General features: G+C 66.6%; 16 protein-coding genes and 4 tRNA genes. 12 read left to right on the top strand and 8 right to left on the bottom strand.

What is annotated here, in order from left to right; all coding sequences use genetic code 11:
• Nucleotides 1-49 precede the first annotated feature (49 nt).
• From AC0Z6F_RS02705 to pcnB, 5 genes are all read right to left on the bottom strand, one after another.
• Nucleotides 50-547 carry a hypothetical protein gene (locus AC0Z6F_RS02705; protein ID WP_012510700.1) on the bottom strand — a complete coding sequence of 166 codons (498 nt, stop codon included), beginning with the start codon at nucleotides 545-547 and terminating at the stop codon, nucleotides 50-52.
• A gap of 71 nt (nucleotides 548-618) precedes the next feature.
• Nucleotides 619-1,458, bottom strand: coding sequence for a pantoate--beta-alanine ligase (panC, locus tag AC0Z6F_RS02700; protein ID WP_004153073.1), 840 nt, complete (start codon nucleotides 1,456-1,458; stop codon nucleotides 619-621).
• Entirely contained in the window at nucleotides 1,455-2,270 is an 816-nt protein-coding gene (panB, locus tag AC0Z6F_RS02695; protein WP_004153072.1) for a 3-methyl-2-oxobutanoate hydroxymethyltransferase, read from the bottom strand. Before panB ends, panC begins: the two co-directional genes overlap by 4 nt.
• A 34-nt stretch (nucleotides 2,271-2,304) precedes the next feature.
• Nucleotides 2,305-2,790 carry a 2-amino-4-hydroxy-6-hydroxymethyldihydropteridine diphosphokinase gene (gene folK / locus AC0Z6F_RS02690; RefSeq protein ID WP_485616807.1) on the bottom strand — a complete coding sequence of 162 codons (486 nt, stop codon included), beginning with the start codon at nucleotides 2,788-2,790 and terminating at the stop codon, nucleotides 2,305-2,307.
• A gap of 3 nt (nucleotides 2,791-2,793) precedes the next feature.
• Nucleotides 2,794-4,173, bottom strand: a complete 1,380-nt coding sequence (pcnB, locus tag AC0Z6F_RS02685) for a polynucleotide adenylyltransferase PcnB (protein ID WP_032969634.1) — start codon at nucleotides 4,171-4,173, stop codon at nucleotides 2,794-2,796.
• Between the two features lie 49 nt (nucleotides 4,174-4,222).
• Between pcnB and AC0Z6F_RS02680 the strand changes: the two genes are divergently transcribed.
• Nucleotides 4,223-4,297 (top strand) — tRNA-Glu (locus AC0Z6F_RS02680).
• Nucleotides 4,298-4,824: 527 nt separating this feature from the next.
• On the opposite strand, the gene AC0Z6F_RS02675 is transcribed toward AC0Z6F_RS02680, so the two are convergent.
• A complete protein-coding gene (locus tag AC0Z6F_RS02675; protein WP_100434430.1) occupies nucleotides 4,825-6,249 on the bottom strand; it encodes a sugar porter family MFS transporter in 1,425 nt (474 codons plus the stop codon).
• A gap of 191 nt (nucleotides 6,250-6,440) precedes the next feature.
• Between AC0Z6F_RS02675 and fdxA the strand changes: the two genes are divergently transcribed.
• On the top strand, nucleotides 6,441-6,764 hold the full coding sequence (gene fdxA / locus AC0Z6F_RS02670) for a ferredoxin FdxA (protein ID WP_004153066.1): 324 nt from the start codon (nucleotides 6,441-6,443) through the stop codon (nucleotides 6,762-6,764).
• A 164-nt stretch (nucleotides 6,765-6,928) separates the two neighbouring features.
• On the opposite strand, the gene AC0Z6F_RS02665 is transcribed toward fdxA, so the two are convergent.
• Both AC0Z6F_RS02665 and dapA read right to left on the bottom strand, forming a co-directional pair.
• Nucleotides 6,929-7,444, bottom strand: a complete 516-nt coding sequence (locus AC0Z6F_RS02665; protein WP_004153055.1) for a hypothetical protein — start codon at nucleotides 7,442-7,444, stop codon at nucleotides 6,929-6,931.
• A gap of 32 nt (nucleotides 7,445-7,476) precedes the next feature.
• Entirely contained in the window at nucleotides 7,477-8,370 is an 894-nt protein-coding gene (gene dapA, locus AC0Z6F_RS02660; RefSeq protein WP_012510696.1) for a 4-hydroxy-tetrahydrodipicolinate synthase, read from the bottom strand.
• Between the two features lie 164 nt (nucleotides 8,371-8,534).
• Here dapA and AC0Z6F_RS02655 point away from each other — a divergent pair, with 164 nt between their 5' ends.
• The 10 genes from AC0Z6F_RS02655 to AC0Z6F_RS02610 all read left to right on the top strand — a co-directional run bounded on the left by AC0Z6F_RS02655 (nucleotide 8,535) and on the right by AC0Z6F_RS02610 (nucleotide 14,480).
• Nucleotides 8,535-9,095, top strand: a complete 561-nt coding sequence (locus AC0Z6F_RS02655) for a glycine cleavage system transcriptional repressor (protein ID WP_012510695.1) — start codon at nucleotides 8,535-8,537, stop codon at nucleotides 9,093-9,095.
• A gap of 78 nt (nucleotides 9,096-9,173) precedes the next feature.
• A complete protein-coding gene (locus tag AC0Z6F_RS02650) occupies nucleotides 9,174-9,653 on the top strand; it encodes a peroxiredoxin (RefSeq protein ID WP_004153048.1) in 480 nt (159 codons plus the stop codon).
• Between the two features lie 84 nt (nucleotides 9,654-9,737).
• Nucleotides 9,738-11,135 (top strand): PhoH family protein, encoded by a 1,398-nt coding sequence (locus AC0Z6F_RS02645; RefSeq protein WP_485616808.1) that lies wholly within the window; start codon nucleotides 9,738-9,740, stop codon nucleotides 11,133-11,135.
• Nucleotides 11,132-11,638 (top strand): hypothetical protein, encoded by a 507-nt coding sequence (locus AC0Z6F_RS02640; protein ID WP_065722890.1) that lies wholly within the window; start codon nucleotides 11,132-11,134, stop codon nucleotides 11,636-11,638. The genes AC0Z6F_RS02645 and AC0Z6F_RS02640 overlap by 4 nt, the downstream gene beginning before the upstream one ends.
• 12 nt (nucleotides 11,639-11,650) lie before the next feature.
• A complete protein-coding gene (locus tag AC0Z6F_RS02635) occupies nucleotides 11,651-12,319 on the top strand; it encodes a YoaK family protein (RefSeq protein ID WP_012479756.1) in 669 nt (222 codons plus the stop codon).
• A 106-nt stretch (nucleotides 12,320-12,425) separates the two neighbouring features.
• A complete protein-coding gene (gene thiD, locus AC0Z6F_RS02630; protein ID WP_100434429.1) occupies nucleotides 12,426-13,235 on the top strand; it encodes a bifunctional hydroxymethylpyrimidine kinase/phosphomethylpyrimidine kinase in 810 nt (269 codons plus the stop codon).
• Nucleotides 13,232-14,158, top strand: a complete 927-nt coding sequence (locus tag AC0Z6F_RS02625) for an alpha/beta hydrolase family protein (protein ID WP_012510691.1) — start codon at nucleotides 13,232-13,234, stop codon at nucleotides 14,156-14,158. The genes thiD and AC0Z6F_RS02625 overlap by 4 nt, the downstream gene beginning before the upstream one ends.
• Nucleotides 14,149-14,225: transfer RNA gene (locus tag AC0Z6F_RS02620), tRNA-Arg, on the top strand. Before AC0Z6F_RS02625 ends, AC0Z6F_RS02620 begins: the two co-directional genes overlap by 10 nt.
• Before the next feature lie 69 nt (nucleotides 14,226-14,294).
• Nucleotides 14,295-14,371 (top strand) — tRNA-Arg (locus AC0Z6F_RS02615).
• Between the two features lie 32 nt (nucleotides 14,372-14,403).
• Nucleotides 14,404-14,480, top strand: a tRNA-Arg gene (locus tag AC0Z6F_RS02610).
• Nucleotides 14,481-14,926 lie beyond the last annotated feature (446 nt).

Genomic DNA, 14,926 nt, shown 5'->3' with positions numbered 1-14,926 from the left:
CACCCGCTTGGCTGTCGTCAGGGGCCTGCGGCAGGACGCTGAAGGCCGTTCAGGCGCCCTCGCCCGGCGGGACTGCCGGGACAGCGCCGGAAGTGCCGTGCAGCGACAGGCGGAAGACCGTGTGGAAGGCCAGCCCGGCGACCACGCCGAAGCCCCCTGCGGCCAGCACCGTCAGGCCGTAGCTGATCACGTCGAAGGTGTCGACATAGCGCAGGCGCTGCAGCAGCGGGCCGTTGTCCGCGCCCGGCCAGGCGCACGTGGCCATGGCCAACGCGCCCAGCCCAAACCCGACCAGGACGAACCCGATCCGGCGCAGGCGCTGCTGAGACTGCAGGATCAGCGCCATCGGCAGCAGCACGGCGATCGCGTTGCAGGCGGCCAGCACGAACATCAGCCCAGCCCCGGTGAGCGCGGGCACCGGCGTGCGCCGGAATTCGAGCGCGAACAACAGGCCGCCAAACAGCTGGGCCGGCAGCATGCCGGCCGCCAGCACCGCCAGGATCGAGGCCTGGGCAAGGCGGCCGGTATCAGTGGTGGGGGTCTTCATTTCCGATCTCCCGTCCGTGGGAAGGTGAAAGGCGCCCGTTGTGGGCGCCCTCCCATGCTGCGCTTGGCGGCTCAGAATTCCAGGTTGTCGATCAACCGGGTCGTACCCAGGCGCGCGGCGATCAGCGCTACACGGCCGCCGCCATCGAAGGTCGGCTCGGCCAGTTCCGGTGTGCGCAACACGGCGTAGTCGACCTGGAAACCATCCGCCTGCAGCGCGGCCGTTGCGTCGGCCTCGATCTGCGCGCGCGACTGGCCAGCCACGTAGCCCTCGCGCATGCCCAGCAGGGTGCGGTGGATGCTGGTCGCGACCGGGCGCTGTTCGGCGCTCAGGTACTGGTTGCGCGAGCTCTTGGCCAGGCCATCGTCGTCACGCACGATGTCCGCGCCGACGATCTGGATCGGGAACGACAGCTCGGCCACCATCTGCTTGATGACGGCCAGCTGCTGGTAGTCCTTGCGACCAAACACGGCCACGTCCGGCTGCACCTGCAGGAACAGGCGCGCGACCACCGTGCAGACGCCATCGAAGTGACCCGGGCGGCTGGCGCCCTCCAGCACTTCACTGACACCCGGCGCGTGCATGCGCGTGGTCTTGTCCACGCCCAGCGGGTACATCGCCTCGACGCTGGGCAGCCACACCGCATCGCAGCCGGCCTGCTCCAACCCGGCCACGTCGGCCTCGGGCGTGCGCGGGTAGCGGCTGAAATCCTCGTTGGGGCCGAACTGGGTCGGGTTCACGAAGATGCTTGCCACCACCTTGTCGGCGTACTGGCGGGCCAGGGTCACCAGCGAGTGGTGGCCCCCGTGCAGGTTGCCCATGGTCGGCACCAGCGCAACGCGAAGGCCTTCGCGCTTCCACTCGGCGATCTGCCCGCGCAGTGCGCCGAGCTCGTTGAAGGTCTGGATCATTGGGCGTAGGCGTGCTGTTCGTCGGGGAAGCTGCCGTCGCGCACGGCGTCGGCATAGGCGCGGGTGGCACCGGCCACCGAACCGCCTTCGGCGAGGAAGTCCTTGACGAACTTCGGACGGCGATGGCCGCTGTCCAGGCCGAGGAAATCGTGCAGCACCAGTACCTGGCCATCGCACTGCGGGCCGGCACCGATGCCGATGGTCGGCACGTCCACCGCAGCGGTGACTTCGGCGGCGACCGGAGTCGGCACGCATTCGAGCACCATGATGCTGGCGCCGGCAGCAGCCACGGCCCTGGCATCTTCCACCAGCTGGCGCGCAGCATCGCCACGGCCCTGGATCTTGAAGCCGCCCAGGCGCAGCACCGACTGCGGGGTCAGGCCCAGATGCGCGCAGACCGGAATCTCGCGTTCGACCAGGTAGCGGATGATGTCGACCTTGAAGCCGGCACCTTCGATCTTGACCATCTCCGCGCCGGCCTGCAGCAGCTGCAGCGAGGCATCCAGCGCGCGCTCCGGGGTGGCATCGGCGCCGAACGGCAGGTCGGCCACCAGCAGCGCGCGCTGCAGCACGCGGGCCACGGCGCGGGTGTGGTAGACCATGTCGGCCACGGTCACCGGCAAGGTGGAGTCATGACCCTGCACGACCATGCCCAGCGAATCGCCGATCAGGATCAGGTCGACGCCGTTGGCATCGAAAGTGCGGGCGAAGCCGGCGTCGTAGGCGGTCAACATGACCAGCTTCTGGCCATTGCGCTTGGCCTCGGCCAGTGCGGGAACGGTCCAGGGCTTGCTGTCTGCGTGGGTGCTCATGTGCTGATAACCGGGGGAGATAACCCGGGCATTATCACCCTATCGGCGCGATCCCGCAGGCATCCACCCGCATCACTGCATCCTGCACGCGGCCGTGGCCGGGAATGGCCAGATCCGGCGCGATTTCGGCCAGCGGCACCAATACGAAGGCGCGTTCGTGCATATAGGGATGCGGCACCTGCAGGCCGGGCTGATCGATCACCTGCGCGCCATGCAGCAGCAGGTCGAGATCCAGCGCGCGCGGCCCCCAGTGCACCTGCGGATCGCGTACGCGGCCGAAGTGCCGCTCCAGCGACAGCATCGCCTGCAGCAGTTCGTCGGCCGGCAGATCGGTTTCGACCGCAGCCACCGCGTTGACGAACGGCGGCTGGTCTTCATTGCCCCAGGCCGGCGTGGCGTACAGGCGCGACGCCCTGTCCACGCGGGTGCAGGGCAGGCCATCCAGCGCAGCAATCGCTGCGCGGACGGTTGCAGCCGCGTCGCCAAGGTTGGCGCCGAGGCCGATCCAGGCAAGGGTCATCGCTTACTCGCCCGCAGCACCAGCCGGGGCACCCGGACGGCGACGGCGACGGCGGCGCTTGCGCGGCACCCCACCCTCTTCGTCAACGCCCTCGTGGTGCAGCGAATCCAGCGACGATTCCAGCTCATGCCCGGATTGCGCCTGCGCTTCGCGCCAGAACGCGACATCGGCCTCGTGCTCGGCCGAGGCCACCTGGCGCAGGGCCAGGAAGTCGAACGCGGCGCGGAAGCGTGGGTGGGTCAGGGTGCGGAACACGCGCTTGCGCTGGCGCGAACCGAAGCGCGACTGCAGCAGCCAGATCTCCTGCATCGGCAGCGAGAAGCGGCGCGGCAATGCGATGGTGCTCAGCTGCTGCACGGTGACGCGGTCGGCGGCGCGACGCTGCGCTTCTTCCGGCGCCACGCCCTGCTTGAGCAGGGTCGCCTGTGCACGGCAGTACGCCGGCCACAGCAGCAGCGCGAACAGGAACGCCGGCGAGACCGGCTCGTCATTGGCCACGCGCGCATCGGTATTGGCCAGGCCTTCCACCAGCATGCGGCGCAGCGCGCCGGTGCGGTTGGACTTGAGGGCCTTGGCGCTTTCCGGGAACAGCACGTCCAGCAGGCCGTAACGCTCCAGGCCTTCGAAGCTGGCCACGCCGTGCCCGGACAGGAACAGCTTGAGCACTTCCTCGAACAGACGCGCCGGCGCGGCCTCGTTGAGCAGGCTGGCCAACTGCGGGATCGGTGCGGCGGTGCCCTCTTCGATCTGGAAACCAAGCTTGGCCGCCAGGCGCACCGCACGCAGCATGCGCACCGGATCTTCCTGGTAGCGCTGCACCGGGTCGCCAATCAACTTCATCAGGCGTGCCTGCACGTCTTCGAAGCCGCCGGTGTAGTCACGCACCGAGAAGTCCTCGATGGCGTAATACAGGGCGTTGCAGGTGAAGTCGCGGCGGATGGCGTCGTCTTCGATGGTGCCGTACACGTTGTCGCGCACGAGCATGCCGTTTTCCATCTCGCGGTCGCCGCTGCCGTCATCGCTGTTGGCACGGAACGTGGCCACTTCGATGATCTCGCGGCCGAACACAACATGGGCCAGGCGGAATCGGCGGCCGATCAGGCGGCAGTTGCGGAACAACTGCTTGACCTGCTCGGGCGTGGCATCGGTGGCCACGTCGAAATCCTTGGGTTGGCCATTGACCAGCAGATCGCGCACCGCGCCACCCACAAGGTAGGCGCCGAAGCCGGCATCGCGCAGGCGATAAAGCACGCGCAGGGCGTTCGGGCTGATGTCCTTGCGGGAGATCGTGTGCTGGTCGCGCGGGATGACGCGCAGGCTGAACGGTGATGGAGCAGAGGAAATGATGTTGGCGCTTCCGGTTGAAGTTTCGGGATTGCCCAATGGCATCGAGGTGCATATACTAGCGCTCCTGCATCGGCAGCGACACACTGCTCCCTTCGTCTAGTGGTTAGGACGTGGCCCTCTCAAGGCTAAAACAGGGGTTCGAGTCCCCTAGGGAGCACCAGTCGCCGCAGCAGGAACCGAAAAAGCCCGCTCTTGTGCGGGCTTTTCTGTTTTCCGGGATTGCAGTGACTGCGGTCGGGTTGGTCGCATCGGCGCTTCCCTGCAATCGGCTTGAGCCGGTGGGGTCACCCAGGGCAGGACACGCCGTGAACCCATCCATGGGGGCTCGATGGCGCCTTGCTCGCGTGCGCTGTCCTGCGCACACCGCAAGACCGGGGTTGGGCTCCTGCCCAACCCGTCGGGCGCATGCGCCCAACCCATGGCGCCAACGGTCCCGCCCTGGGTGACCCCACCGGCTCTGGACGGTTTCCCGCGAACCCCGGCAACAACCGACCAGCGCTTCGCCGCGTCCGCACGCACCATGAAACTGTCAGGAGGGGGCAGGCCGCTCTCTCCAGGACCGTTGGCGCCATGGATGGCGCCATCGAACACCATGGATGGGCTTTTGCGTGTCCTGGAGAGGGCGGCCTGCCCCCTCAAACTCGGGACAACCAGGCGCCAACTGGATGCAACCGAAGCTGTAACTCGTCAGCCTTCCATCTGCTCCAGTTCCTTGCCCTTGGTCTCCCGCACGTAGCGGACCACGAAGAAGATCGAAAGGATCGCCACGACCATATAGATGCCGTAGGCACCGGCCAGGCCGATGCCAGCCAGCAGCATCGGGAAGGTCACGGTGATGGCGAAGTTCGAGGTCCATTGCGCCGCGCCGGCCACCGCCAGCGCCGGGCCGCGGATCTGGTTGGGGAACATCTCACCCAGCATCACCCACATCACCGGGCCCCAGGACATGTTGAAGAACACCACGTAGGCATTGGCCGCAACCAGGGCCAGCCGGCCCATGCCATCGGACAGCTGCAGGCGACCGTCGACCAGGCTGCCGCTGGCGAAGGCGACCACCATCAGCACCAGCGCCACCGACATGCCGACCGAGCCGATCCACAGCAGCGGCTTGCGCCCGATGCGGTCGATCAGCAGCACGGTCAGCAGGCAGGCACCGATGCTCAGCCCACCGGACAACACATTGATCAGCAGCGCGTCGCTTTCCGAGAAGCCCACCGCCTGCCACAGCACCGCGCCGTAGTAGAACACCACGTTGATGCCAACCAGCTGCTGGAACATCGCCAGGCCGATGCCCACCCAGAGGATCGGGCGCAGTTTGCCGGTGGCCTTGTCGAGCAGATCGCCGAAGCGAGGCTTGTGCTGGTCCTGGGCCAGGCTGGCCTCGATCTCGGCCTGCTTGGCCACCGCCGCGTCCTCGCCATACAACCGTGCCAGCACCGCCCTCGCCTGCGCCTGCCGACCCTTCAGCACCAGGAAGCGCGGGCTCTCCGGGATCACCAGCAACAGCAGCAGGAACAGGCCCGACGGCAGCGCCTGCATCCAGAACATCCAGCGCCAGGCCTCATGCCCCAGCCACAATGGCTCGGTGGAGGCCCCGGCGGCACGGGCCAGCAGGTAATTGCTGAGGAAGGCGGCAAACAGGCCGCAGATGATCGCCATCTGCTGCACCGTGGCCAGGCGACCGCGATAGCGTGCCGACGCCACTTCGGCAATGTAGGCCGGCGACATCACACTGGCAGCGCCCACTGCGAATCCGCCGAGCACGCGTGCGGCGATGAACAGCCAGGAGGCATGCGCAGCACCGGCACCCAGCGCCGAGACCAGGAACAACAGCGCGGACACGATCAGCACGCCGCGACGGCCCAGGCGGTCGCCCAGCCAACCGGCCAGGAATGCACCGATCGCGCAGCCCAGCAGCATCGAGGCGACTTCGAAGCCCAGCGCCGCCTCACTGGAATTGAAGGCCTGGCGCAGGCCATCAACCGTGCCGTTGATGACACCACTGTCGAAGCCGAACAGGAATCCACCGAGGGTGGCCACGCAGCTGATCAGGACGATGAACGCGGTGTTCTCACCGCGGTGCAAGGCGGATCCGGTCTGGATCTGGGACATGGACGTTCCTGCTGGGAAGGGGCGCCGGCCATCGCGGATGACCGGCTGCGCCACAGCGTCGCATGGGCGTTGCCCTGCCGCCAACCAGCCATGGCCGGGCCTGCCAGACGCCCGTTTTCCGCCCTGCGCCGACACCGGGGGCCAACCTGTTCTAGAATTGTCGGGTTCAGGAATCGATCCACCCCCAGCCCATGCCCTTTGTCGTCACCGAAAACTGCATCAAGTGCAAACACACCGATTGCGTGGAAGTGTGCCCCGTGGATTGTTTCCACGAAGGCCCGAACTTCCTGGTGATCGACCCGGATGAGTGCATCGACTGCACCCTCTGCGAACCGGAGTGCCCGGTCAATGCGATCTTCCCGGAGGACGATGTCCCCGCCGGCCAGGAAAGCTTCGTCGCCCTCAATGCCGAACTGGCCAAAGAATGGCCGGTGCTGACCGTGCGCAAGGACCCACCTGCCGACGCCGGCGAATGGGACGGCAAGCCGGACAAGCTGAAGCTGCTGGAGCGCTGAGAAGCGCTTGTTGCGGCAAGGAAAAGGGCGCCATCGGCGCCCTTTTTTTCGATAGCGCCGGGCCATGCCCGGCGGATCCTGGGCCGCGCTTCACGCTCGCCGGGCATGGCCCGGCGCTACCCAAGGCAGGTGCGGACCTGGGCCCGCCCCCACCCGACCCGCGCTTACTGCGCCAGCTTCGCCTTCAGCGCGGCAATCAGCTTCACCGGGGCCTCGGCGGTGGCCGGCAGGCCACGCGGGTCGACCGCGGAGATGTAAGCACCGGCGTCGACGGCAACCACACGCACCAGGAAGTTGCTGCCTTCGTAGGCCACGTCGTACGAGCCCAGCAGCTGCGCGCGGCTGGCGATGGTCACGCCTTCCACGCCTTCCAGCGCGGTACCCACCTTGGCAAAGGCTTCATCCTTGCCTCCGGCAATGGTGAAGCCGGTGTTGCCCACGGCCGGAGCCGCCGCAACCGGCGCAGCCGGCTTGGTCACCGAAGCCGCAGCCGGCAGCTTGTTGTCACCGGTGGTGGCCGGCAGGTTCAGGTCCGGCGGCACTTCCAGCGGACGCATTTCCGGCGCCAAGGCGTAGTCGCCCTTGACGCCACGCTTGAAGCAACCGGTGGTGCCGGCGGCGACGGCCACAGCAAGCAGGGCGTAGGACAGCACGCGGACAGTGGAAACGGATTGACGCATGTGAATCTCCTGGGTCAGACCAAGACGAAAGGTCAGTGGCTGGAAAGGGCTTCGAGGGCGGCGATGTCGCCGGCAAGGTGATCGGCAGCCGGATGATGCACTGCCGACAACGGCAGCAGCGGCAGGCGCAGGTCGTGGCCGATGCCGATGCGGCGCAGCAGCGCCTTGACCGGAATCGGGTTCGGTTCGACGCCACAGAACTCATGGAACGGCTGCAGGCGCCCATCCCATGATTCGGTGGCTTCGTGGTCGTGGGCGGCCGCCAGCTCGCACATCCGGCGGTAGGCGCCCGGCAGCACGTTGGAACCGACCGAGATCAGGCCATCGATGCCAGCCCGGATCGAACGCGCAGCGGTACCGTCATCGCCGCTGAGCACGGCGAACTGCGCGCTGCGCAACGCCAGCAGCGCCTGCACCCGGCCGGTGTCACCCACCGCTTCCTTGATGCCGACGATGTTGGGATGGCTGGCCAGCTCGGCCACGGTCTCCGGCTGCATGTCGCAACCGGTACGTCCGGGCACGTTGTACAGCACGACCGGCAGCCCGCCCTGGTCGGCGACGGCGCGGTAGTGCGCGATCAGGCCGGCCTGGGTCGGCCGTACATACGGCGGGGTGACCACCAGCGCGTGGCTGGCACCGAGCGCGGCGGCGCGGCGGGTCTGTTCGATGGTTTTGGCGGTACCCGACAGGCCGGTACCGGCCATGACCGGGATGCGGCCGCCGATGCGCTCGACCGCGCTGGCCAGCAGCTGGTCGTACTCGGCATCGGTGAGGGTTGCCGCTTCACCGGTCGAGCCGGCAACGACAACGCCATGGACACCACCTTCCAGTTGCAGATGCAGCAGGCGCTGCCAACCGTCGGGGTCGAGGGCGCCGTCGGCCCGGAACGGGGTCGCCAGCGCGGTGATGAGGCCGGAAAGGGACAAGGACGTGCTGCTCTTGGCTGGAAAGGGAAAACGCCCGCCACGAAAGGCCGGGGGCGACCTGAATGTTACTTGCGGCGCGAAACCACGGGCAAGTATGCTGGACACCGGTGGATCCCCGCCTCTGGCGGGCATTCAGACTAACGCATGCATTACCCGGAATCGCCTTGACCGACACCACCCCGCGCCCCGCGCCGAGCGAAAACCACCTCCTGATCAACGCCTATACGACGCATCCGGAGTCCCCCCTGCTGTCCGTCACCCGCCGCATTGCCGACAGCGGCTGCAATCTGGTGGACGCACGCCTGGCCACGGTCGGCCGCGATGTCTCGGTCACCGCCCTGGCCACTGGCTCCTGGGATTCGGTGGCCAAGCTGGAAGCGATGCTGACCCGGCTCGAGCGCGAAGAAGGCCTGAAGCTGGTCTGGTACCGCACCGCGGCCAAGCAGGCGCAGTCCAACCTGCTGCCGTACATCGTGGAGGTGATCGCCGCCGACAAGCCGGGCATTCTGTTCCAGCTGGCCGACTTCTTCGACCGCCAGGGCATCACCATCGAGAGCCTGCAGAGCACGCGTTACCGCGCCATGCAGACCGGTGCGGAAATGTTCAGCGCGCAGGTCACCATCGGCGTGCCGGCCAACATGCACATCGCCGCACTGCGCGACGATTTCCTCGAGTTCTGCGACCACTTGAACCTGGACGCGATCATGGACCCGATGAAGTTCTGAATTTCGCGCGCCTCTCACAGGCGCGTGGCGTTTCATGCAATTGTCTTGGAAAGAACCCAGGCTCGACAGAAGGACCTCATGAACAACGGCGACACCCTGGACAGCACCACTCTTTCCCTGCCGCTGGCACTGTCCGGCGGCGAACAGGCCACCCTCGGCGACTACGCCGGCCAATGGCTGGTGCTGTACTTCTACCCGAAAGACAGCACCCCCGGCTGCACCACCGAAGGCATCGACTTCAACGCGCTGCTGCCGAAGTTCAGGAAGGCAGGCGCAGTCGTACTCGGCGTCTCGCGCGATTCGGTGAAGTCGCACGACAACTTCTGTGCCAAGCAGGGGTTCAGCTTCCCGCTGGTCAGCGATGGCGACGAAGCGCTGTGCAGCGCCTTCGACGTGATCAAGATGAAGAACATGTACGGCAAGCAGGTACGTGGCATCGAGCGCAGCACCTTCCTGATTTCCCCCGACAGCCGCATCGTGCAGTCCTGGCGCAAGGTCAAGGTCGCCGGCCATGCCGATGCCGTTCTCGCCGAACTGAAGGCCTCCCAGTCCAAGTGAGTCCCACTGCCTACTGTGTCTGCCATCACCCTGCCCCGCAGCAGGCCGTGATGGTTTTTCCCTGTCCGTAACCAGGAATCGACGATGACCCGAGGCAAGCGCATCTACGTGCTGGATACCAACGTGCTGATGCACGATCCCACCGCGCTGTTCAAATTCGAGGAGCACGACGTCTACCTGCCCATGCAGGTGATCGAAGAGCTGGACAACGGCAAGAAGGGCACCACCGAGGCGAGCCGCAACGCCCGCCAGGTCAGCCGCTTCCTCAACGAGCTGGTGCAGGCGTCGGGCCTGGACAACCTGGCCGACGGCATTCCGCTACAGCGGCCGCAGGGCCTGCAGCTGCGCGGCAAGCAGAGGGGCCTGCTGCGCTTCCAGACCAGCCATTTCGACGCCGGCAAGAGCTTCGGCAAGGTGATCCCGGACAACGCCATCCTCGGCGCGATCCTGGCCCTGAAGGAAGAGACCCCGGAGATCCCGGTGGTGTTCGTATCCAAGGACATCAACCTGCGGATCAAGGCAGCGATCGCCGGCATCGTGTCCGAGGACTACGAGAACGACCGCGCGCTGGATGATTTCAGCCTGCTCTACACCGGCGCCACCGAGCTGCCGGAAGATTTCTGGAAGCGCCACGGCGATGACCTGCGCAGCTGGAGCGACAAGGGCCGTACCCATTACGAAATCCAGGCGCAGGACGGCGAAGAGTGGTACCCGAACCAGTACGTCTACCTGCCGGGCGAAGACGAAGTCGAGCTGCGCGTCAGCCGCGTGGTCGGCGATGGCAAGGTGGTGCTGTCGCTGGTCGATGATTTCCGCCACGGCAGCCACGCCGTGTGGGGCATCAGCGCGCGCAACCGCGAACAGAACTTCGCGCTCAATGCGCTGATGGATCCGGAAATCGACTTCGTCACGCTGCTTGGCACCGCTGGCACCGGCAAGACCCTGCTCGCGTTGGCGGCTGGCCTGGCGCAGACGATGGACCAGCAGCGCTATCGCGAGATCATCATGACCCGCGCCACGGTCAGCGTCGGCGAAGACATCGGCTTCCTGCCCGGCACCGAGGAAGAGAAAATGACGCCGTGGATGGGCGCGTTGACCGACAACCTGGAAGTGCTCACCCACAACCAGGAAGGCGGCACCTGGGGCCGCCAGGCCACCAACGACCTGCTCGCCAGCCGCATCAAGATCCGCTCGATGAACTTCATGCGCGGCCGCACCTTCCTGTCGCGCTACCTGATCCTGGACGAGGCGCAGAACCTCACCCCGAAGCAGATGAAGACGCTGATCACCCGTGCCGGCCCCGGCACCAAGATCGTCTGCCTGGGCAACGTCGAGCAGATCGACACCCCGTACCTGACCGAGACCACCTCGGGCCTGACCTACGCGGTGGACCGTTTCAAGAACTGGCCGCACAGCGCGCACATCACGCTGCGTCGTGGCGAGCGCTCGCGCCTGGCCGACTACGCCTCGGAGGTGTTGTGAACCGCTGCACCCGCCTGCTGCTGCCCACGGCTGCGATCACCCTCGCAGCCGTGCTCGGCGCCTGCACCACCACGCGCGGCCCGGCCAGCGTGCCGACCGCCGAGCGTACCGGCCAGTCCTGGGTGGTCACCCGCCCGATCATCGCCGCGCAGGTGCTCGACACCTGCTCGCGCGCCAGCCCCGGCCGCGAGGCCGGGCGGGTCAGCGGCTACTGGGCGCCCAGCCGGCAGCAGATCGACCAGCTGGAGGCGAAGCTGCCTTCGCTGGAAGCACAGGTTCCCAAGGTGCTGGATTTCGATCGCCAGTACGTCGGCATCGAAAGCGCCGGCAAGCGGCTGATCTACATCAACGCCTTCCACCTGCCTGACGATGGCAGCATCAATCCGGCCCGTGAAGCGATCCGCGTCTGCGATGGCGGCGCGCAGTTCTGGGGCGCCGTGTTCGATCCCGCCAGCAACACCTTCAGCGAGCTGCAGTTCAACGGCGGCTTCGGCGGGCCCTGAGGGGCCCCGCCGATGGGAATACGCCTGCCCACCTGGGTCTGGATCGGAGCGGTCGCGCTTTCGTGCGTGGCTGGCATGGTCAATGTGGTCGGCTTCCTCGGTTTCGAACACCAGGCCGTCAGCCACATGACCGGCAGCACCAGCCAGCTGGGCATGGCCCTGGCACAGGGCGACTGGCGTGCGGTCGGCCACCTGTGGGGGCTGCTGATCGCGTTCTCGCTGGGCGCGATGCTCAGCGGCCTGCTGATCCAGGACAGCGCCCTGCAGCTGGGCCGCCGCTACGGCGTGGCGCTGGCCCTGGAATCGGCACTGCTGCTGGTCGCCATCCCCCTGTTCGAACAGCATCAGATATGGGGTGCACTGGCCGCCGCCATGGCCTGCGGCCTGCAGAACGCAATGGCCACCACCTTCAGTGGCGCGGTGGTGCGCACCACCCACCTCAGCGGCATGTTCACCGACCTCGGCATCGGCCTCGGCCACCTGCTCCGCGGGCTGCCGCTGCAGGTACGACGGCTGACCCTCAGCGGCCTGATCATCAGCGGCTTCCTCGCCGGCGGCATCCTCGGCGCCTGGCTGTTCATGCGCTGGCAGTACGACGCCCTGCTCGCACCCGCCCTGCTGACCGGCCTGACCGGGCTGGGCTATGTGCTGTACCAGCAGTGGGCTCGCTGGCGACATTGAACCGTCCGCGCTTGGGGTCAGATCCCTTTTCCCGCAGAAACGGGATCTGACCCCGTCTACCGGATCGACGCTACCGCCTTTACGGCGACCACGGCACAATCACCCGATGAGCCCGACCACTCCCGTTTCCGCCCTCACCATCGCCGGCTCCGATTCCGGCGGCGGCGCCGGCGTTCCTGCCGACCTCAAGGCCTTCGCCGCACACCGCGTGCACGGTCTGGCCGTGTTCGCCGCGCTGACCGCACAGAACACCCGCGGCGTCACCGCCGTGCACGTGCCGCCGGTCGAATTCCTGCGTGCACAGATCGAAGCCTGCTTCGACGACTTCGACATCCACGCCGTGAAACTCGGCATGCTGGCCAATGCCGAAGTGATCAACGCCGTTGCCGACGCACTGGAGAAACACCGCCCGCCGCATGTGGTGCTGGACCCGGTGATGGTGGCCACCAGTGGCGCGCGCCTGCTGGAGGAAAGTGCCCTGAACGCAATGCGCGAACGGTTGCTGCCGTTGGCGACGCTGGTCACCCCCAATACCCCGGAAGCCGAGCTGCTGATCGGCCGCCGCATCGGCAATGCCGAAGATGTAGAGCGCGCCGCCTCGGCCCTGCTCGACCTCGGCGCCGGCGCGGTGCTGCTCAAGGGCGGGCACCTGCATGAAGGCAACCGGGTGATCGACCGTTACTTCGATGGCGTCAGCAGCGAAGAGTTCATCCATGCCCGCTTGCCGCTGGATGCGCACGGCACTGGCTGCACGCTGGCCTCGGCCATTGCCGCGCAGCTGTGCAATGGCCTGAGCCTGGCCAACGCCTGCGAAGCCGGCATCGACTACGTCGCACGCGGGCTGCAGAAAGGCTACGCGCCGGGCCGCAGCGAGGTACTGGTGCTCGACCACTTCGGCGCGGCACCGCACGCATGAGCGTGACACCGCAGATTGTTGCCGTGCAGTGTGGTGATGGTCATCGCTATGAAGTGATCGCATGCGTTCCGGCACAGCCGATCGCACGCCTGCTGTGGCTGCCGGCGCTGGGCGTGGCCGCACGCCATTACCTGCCGCTGGCGCAGGCGCTGGCGGCCAAGGGGGTGGCGGTGTACCTGCACGAGTGGCGTGGCAACGGCAGCAGCTCGCTGCGTCCGTCACGCGCGAAGGACTGGGGCTATCGCGAAGTACTCGATCAGGATCTGCCGAGCAGCCAGGGCGTATTGGCCGCAGCGGACCACGAAACGGGCGCCCTGCCCTGGATCATCGGTGGCCACAGCCTGGGTGGGCAGCTGGCCTGCGTACACGCCGGTCGACATCCGCAGCACTTCAATCGGCTGTGGCTGGCCGCCAGTGGCTCACCGTTCTGGCGCAGCTTCCCGCCGCCACGCGGCTGGCTGCTGCCGCTGGTCTATCGCTTCCTGCCGTGGATCGCACAACGCCAAGGCGTGCTGCATGGCCGTCGCCTCGGCTTCGGTGGCACCGAAGCACGTGGGCTGATCGCCGACTGGGCGCGCGTGGGCCTGAACAATCACTACGCCGCCGCGGGCATGGCCGAAGACCTCGACGCACAGATGGCACGCGTGCATGGCAGCGCACAGGCGGTGCTGATGGAACACGACTGGTTGGCACCGACCGGATCGATGCAGACGTTGTTGGCGAAGCTGCCGAATGTGGCCGCGCAGCTGCGCGTGCTTTCCGCGCAGGAACTGGGCACGCGTGCCGATCATTTCGCCTGGCTGAAGGCACCGGACGCCGTAGCTGACAGCTTTTTCATTCAGTTGGGTGAAAATTTTCACAAAACTGTTGACGGTCCGCGCCGAGATCCGCATAATTCCGCTCCTGTCGCAGGGCGCCCGTAGCTCAGTTGGATAGAGTACCTGGCTACGAACCAGGCGGTCGGGAGTTCGAATCTCTCCGGGCGCACCACTCGACAGGTTTCCAGCATCCGCCGCTGGAAATGCAGTAAAATTAGGCAGTAAGTTGATTGTGTACCGCGCGCCCGTAGCTCAGTTGGATAGAGTACCTGGCTACGAACCAGGCGGTCGGGAGTTCGAATCTCTCCGGGCGCACCACACACAGTCAGCACAACAAGTTTATGTAATTGGCGCCCGTAGCTCAGTTGGATAGAGTACCTGGCTACGAACCAGGCGGTCGGGAGTTCGAATCTCTCCGGGCGCACCATTACACCGAAACAGCAGGCCTCGGCCTGCTGTTTTTTTATGTGTGTTTTTCGGCAGGGCTGCGCCCTGCACCCGCCGAAGCAACGGCCGGAGCAACAGCAACAGCACGCATTCCGTGGGGTGGCGGGGCGGTGTCGGAGTGCGGGGACGCCGTGAACCCGTCCATGGGGGCTTGGCCGCGGCATCCATGCCGCAGACACCCCGCACTCCGACACCGCCCCACCTCTGACAGGTTTCCGCGATCTGATGGATCCACGCCTACGTGGATGACTCCATCGGAATCGAATATTTCGATATCCGTGAGATCTGAGCCGAGCATGGCTCGGCTCTACAGAAAGCAATACCCGACAGGTCGCGGAAATCTGTCGAAGGCGGGGTGGGTCCGGTTGCGGGAGTGTCCGCGGCATGGATGCCGCGGCCAAGCCCCCATGGACGGGTTTACGGCGT

The organism is Stenotrophomonas sp. 1L-E-5-B-C3 (assembly GCF_057292075.1).
This window is presented reverse-complemented; position numbering and strand designations above follow the sequence as displayed.

What these genes read in the sequence shown, in the direction of transcription:
- AC0Z6F_RS02675 (WP_100434430.1), bottom strand. Translation starts at nt 6,249, where the DNA reads ATGTCCCAGATCCAGACCGGATCCGCCTTGCACCGCGGTGAGAACACC.
- panC (WP_004153073.1), bottom strand. Translation starts at nt 1,458, where the DNA reads ATGATCCAGACCTTCAACGAGCTCGGCGCACTGCGCGGGCAGATCGCC.
- AC0Z6F_RS02705 (WP_012510700.1), bottom strand. Translation starts at nt 547, where the DNA reads ATGAAGACCCCCACCACTGATACCGGCCGCCTTGCCCAGGCCTCGATC.
- AC0Z6F_RS02650 (WP_004153048.1), top strand. Translation starts at nt 9,174, where the DNA reads ATGAACAACGGCGACACCCTGGACAGCACCACTCTTTCCCTGCCGCTG.
- AC0Z6F_RS02665 (WP_004153055.1), bottom strand. Translation starts at nt 7,444, where the DNA reads ATGCGTCAATCCGTTTCCACTGTCCGCGTGCTGTCCTACGCCCTGCTT.
- thiD (WP_100434429.1), top strand. Translation starts at nt 12,426, where the DNA reads ATGAGCCCGACCACTCCCGTTTCCGCCCTCACCATCGCCGGCTCCGAT.
- AC0Z6F_RS02645 (WP_485616808.1), top strand. Translation starts at nt 9,738, where the DNA reads ATGACCCGAGGCAAGCGCATCTACGTGCTGGATACCAACGTGCTGATG.
- folK (WP_485616807.1), bottom strand. Translation starts at nt 2,790, where the DNA reads ATGACCCTTGCCTGGATCGGCCTCGGCGCCAACCTTGGCGACGCGGCT.
- AC0Z6F_RS02635 (WP_012479756.1), top strand. Translation starts at nt 11,651, where the DNA reads ATGGGAATACGCCTGCCCACCTGGGTCTGGATCGGAGCGGTCGCGCTT.
- AC0Z6F_RS02625 (WP_012510691.1), top strand. Translation starts at nt 13,232, where the DNA reads ATGAGCGTGACACCGCAGATTGTTGCCGTGCAGTGTGGTGATGGTCAT.
- panB (WP_004153072.1), bottom strand. Translation starts at nt 2,270, where the DNA reads ATGAGCACCCACGCAGACAGCAAGCCCTGGACCGTTCCCGCACTGGCC.
- fdxA (WP_004153066.1), top strand. Translation starts at nt 6,441, where the DNA reads ATGCCCTTTGTCGTCACCGAAAACTGCATCAAGTGCAAACACACCGAT.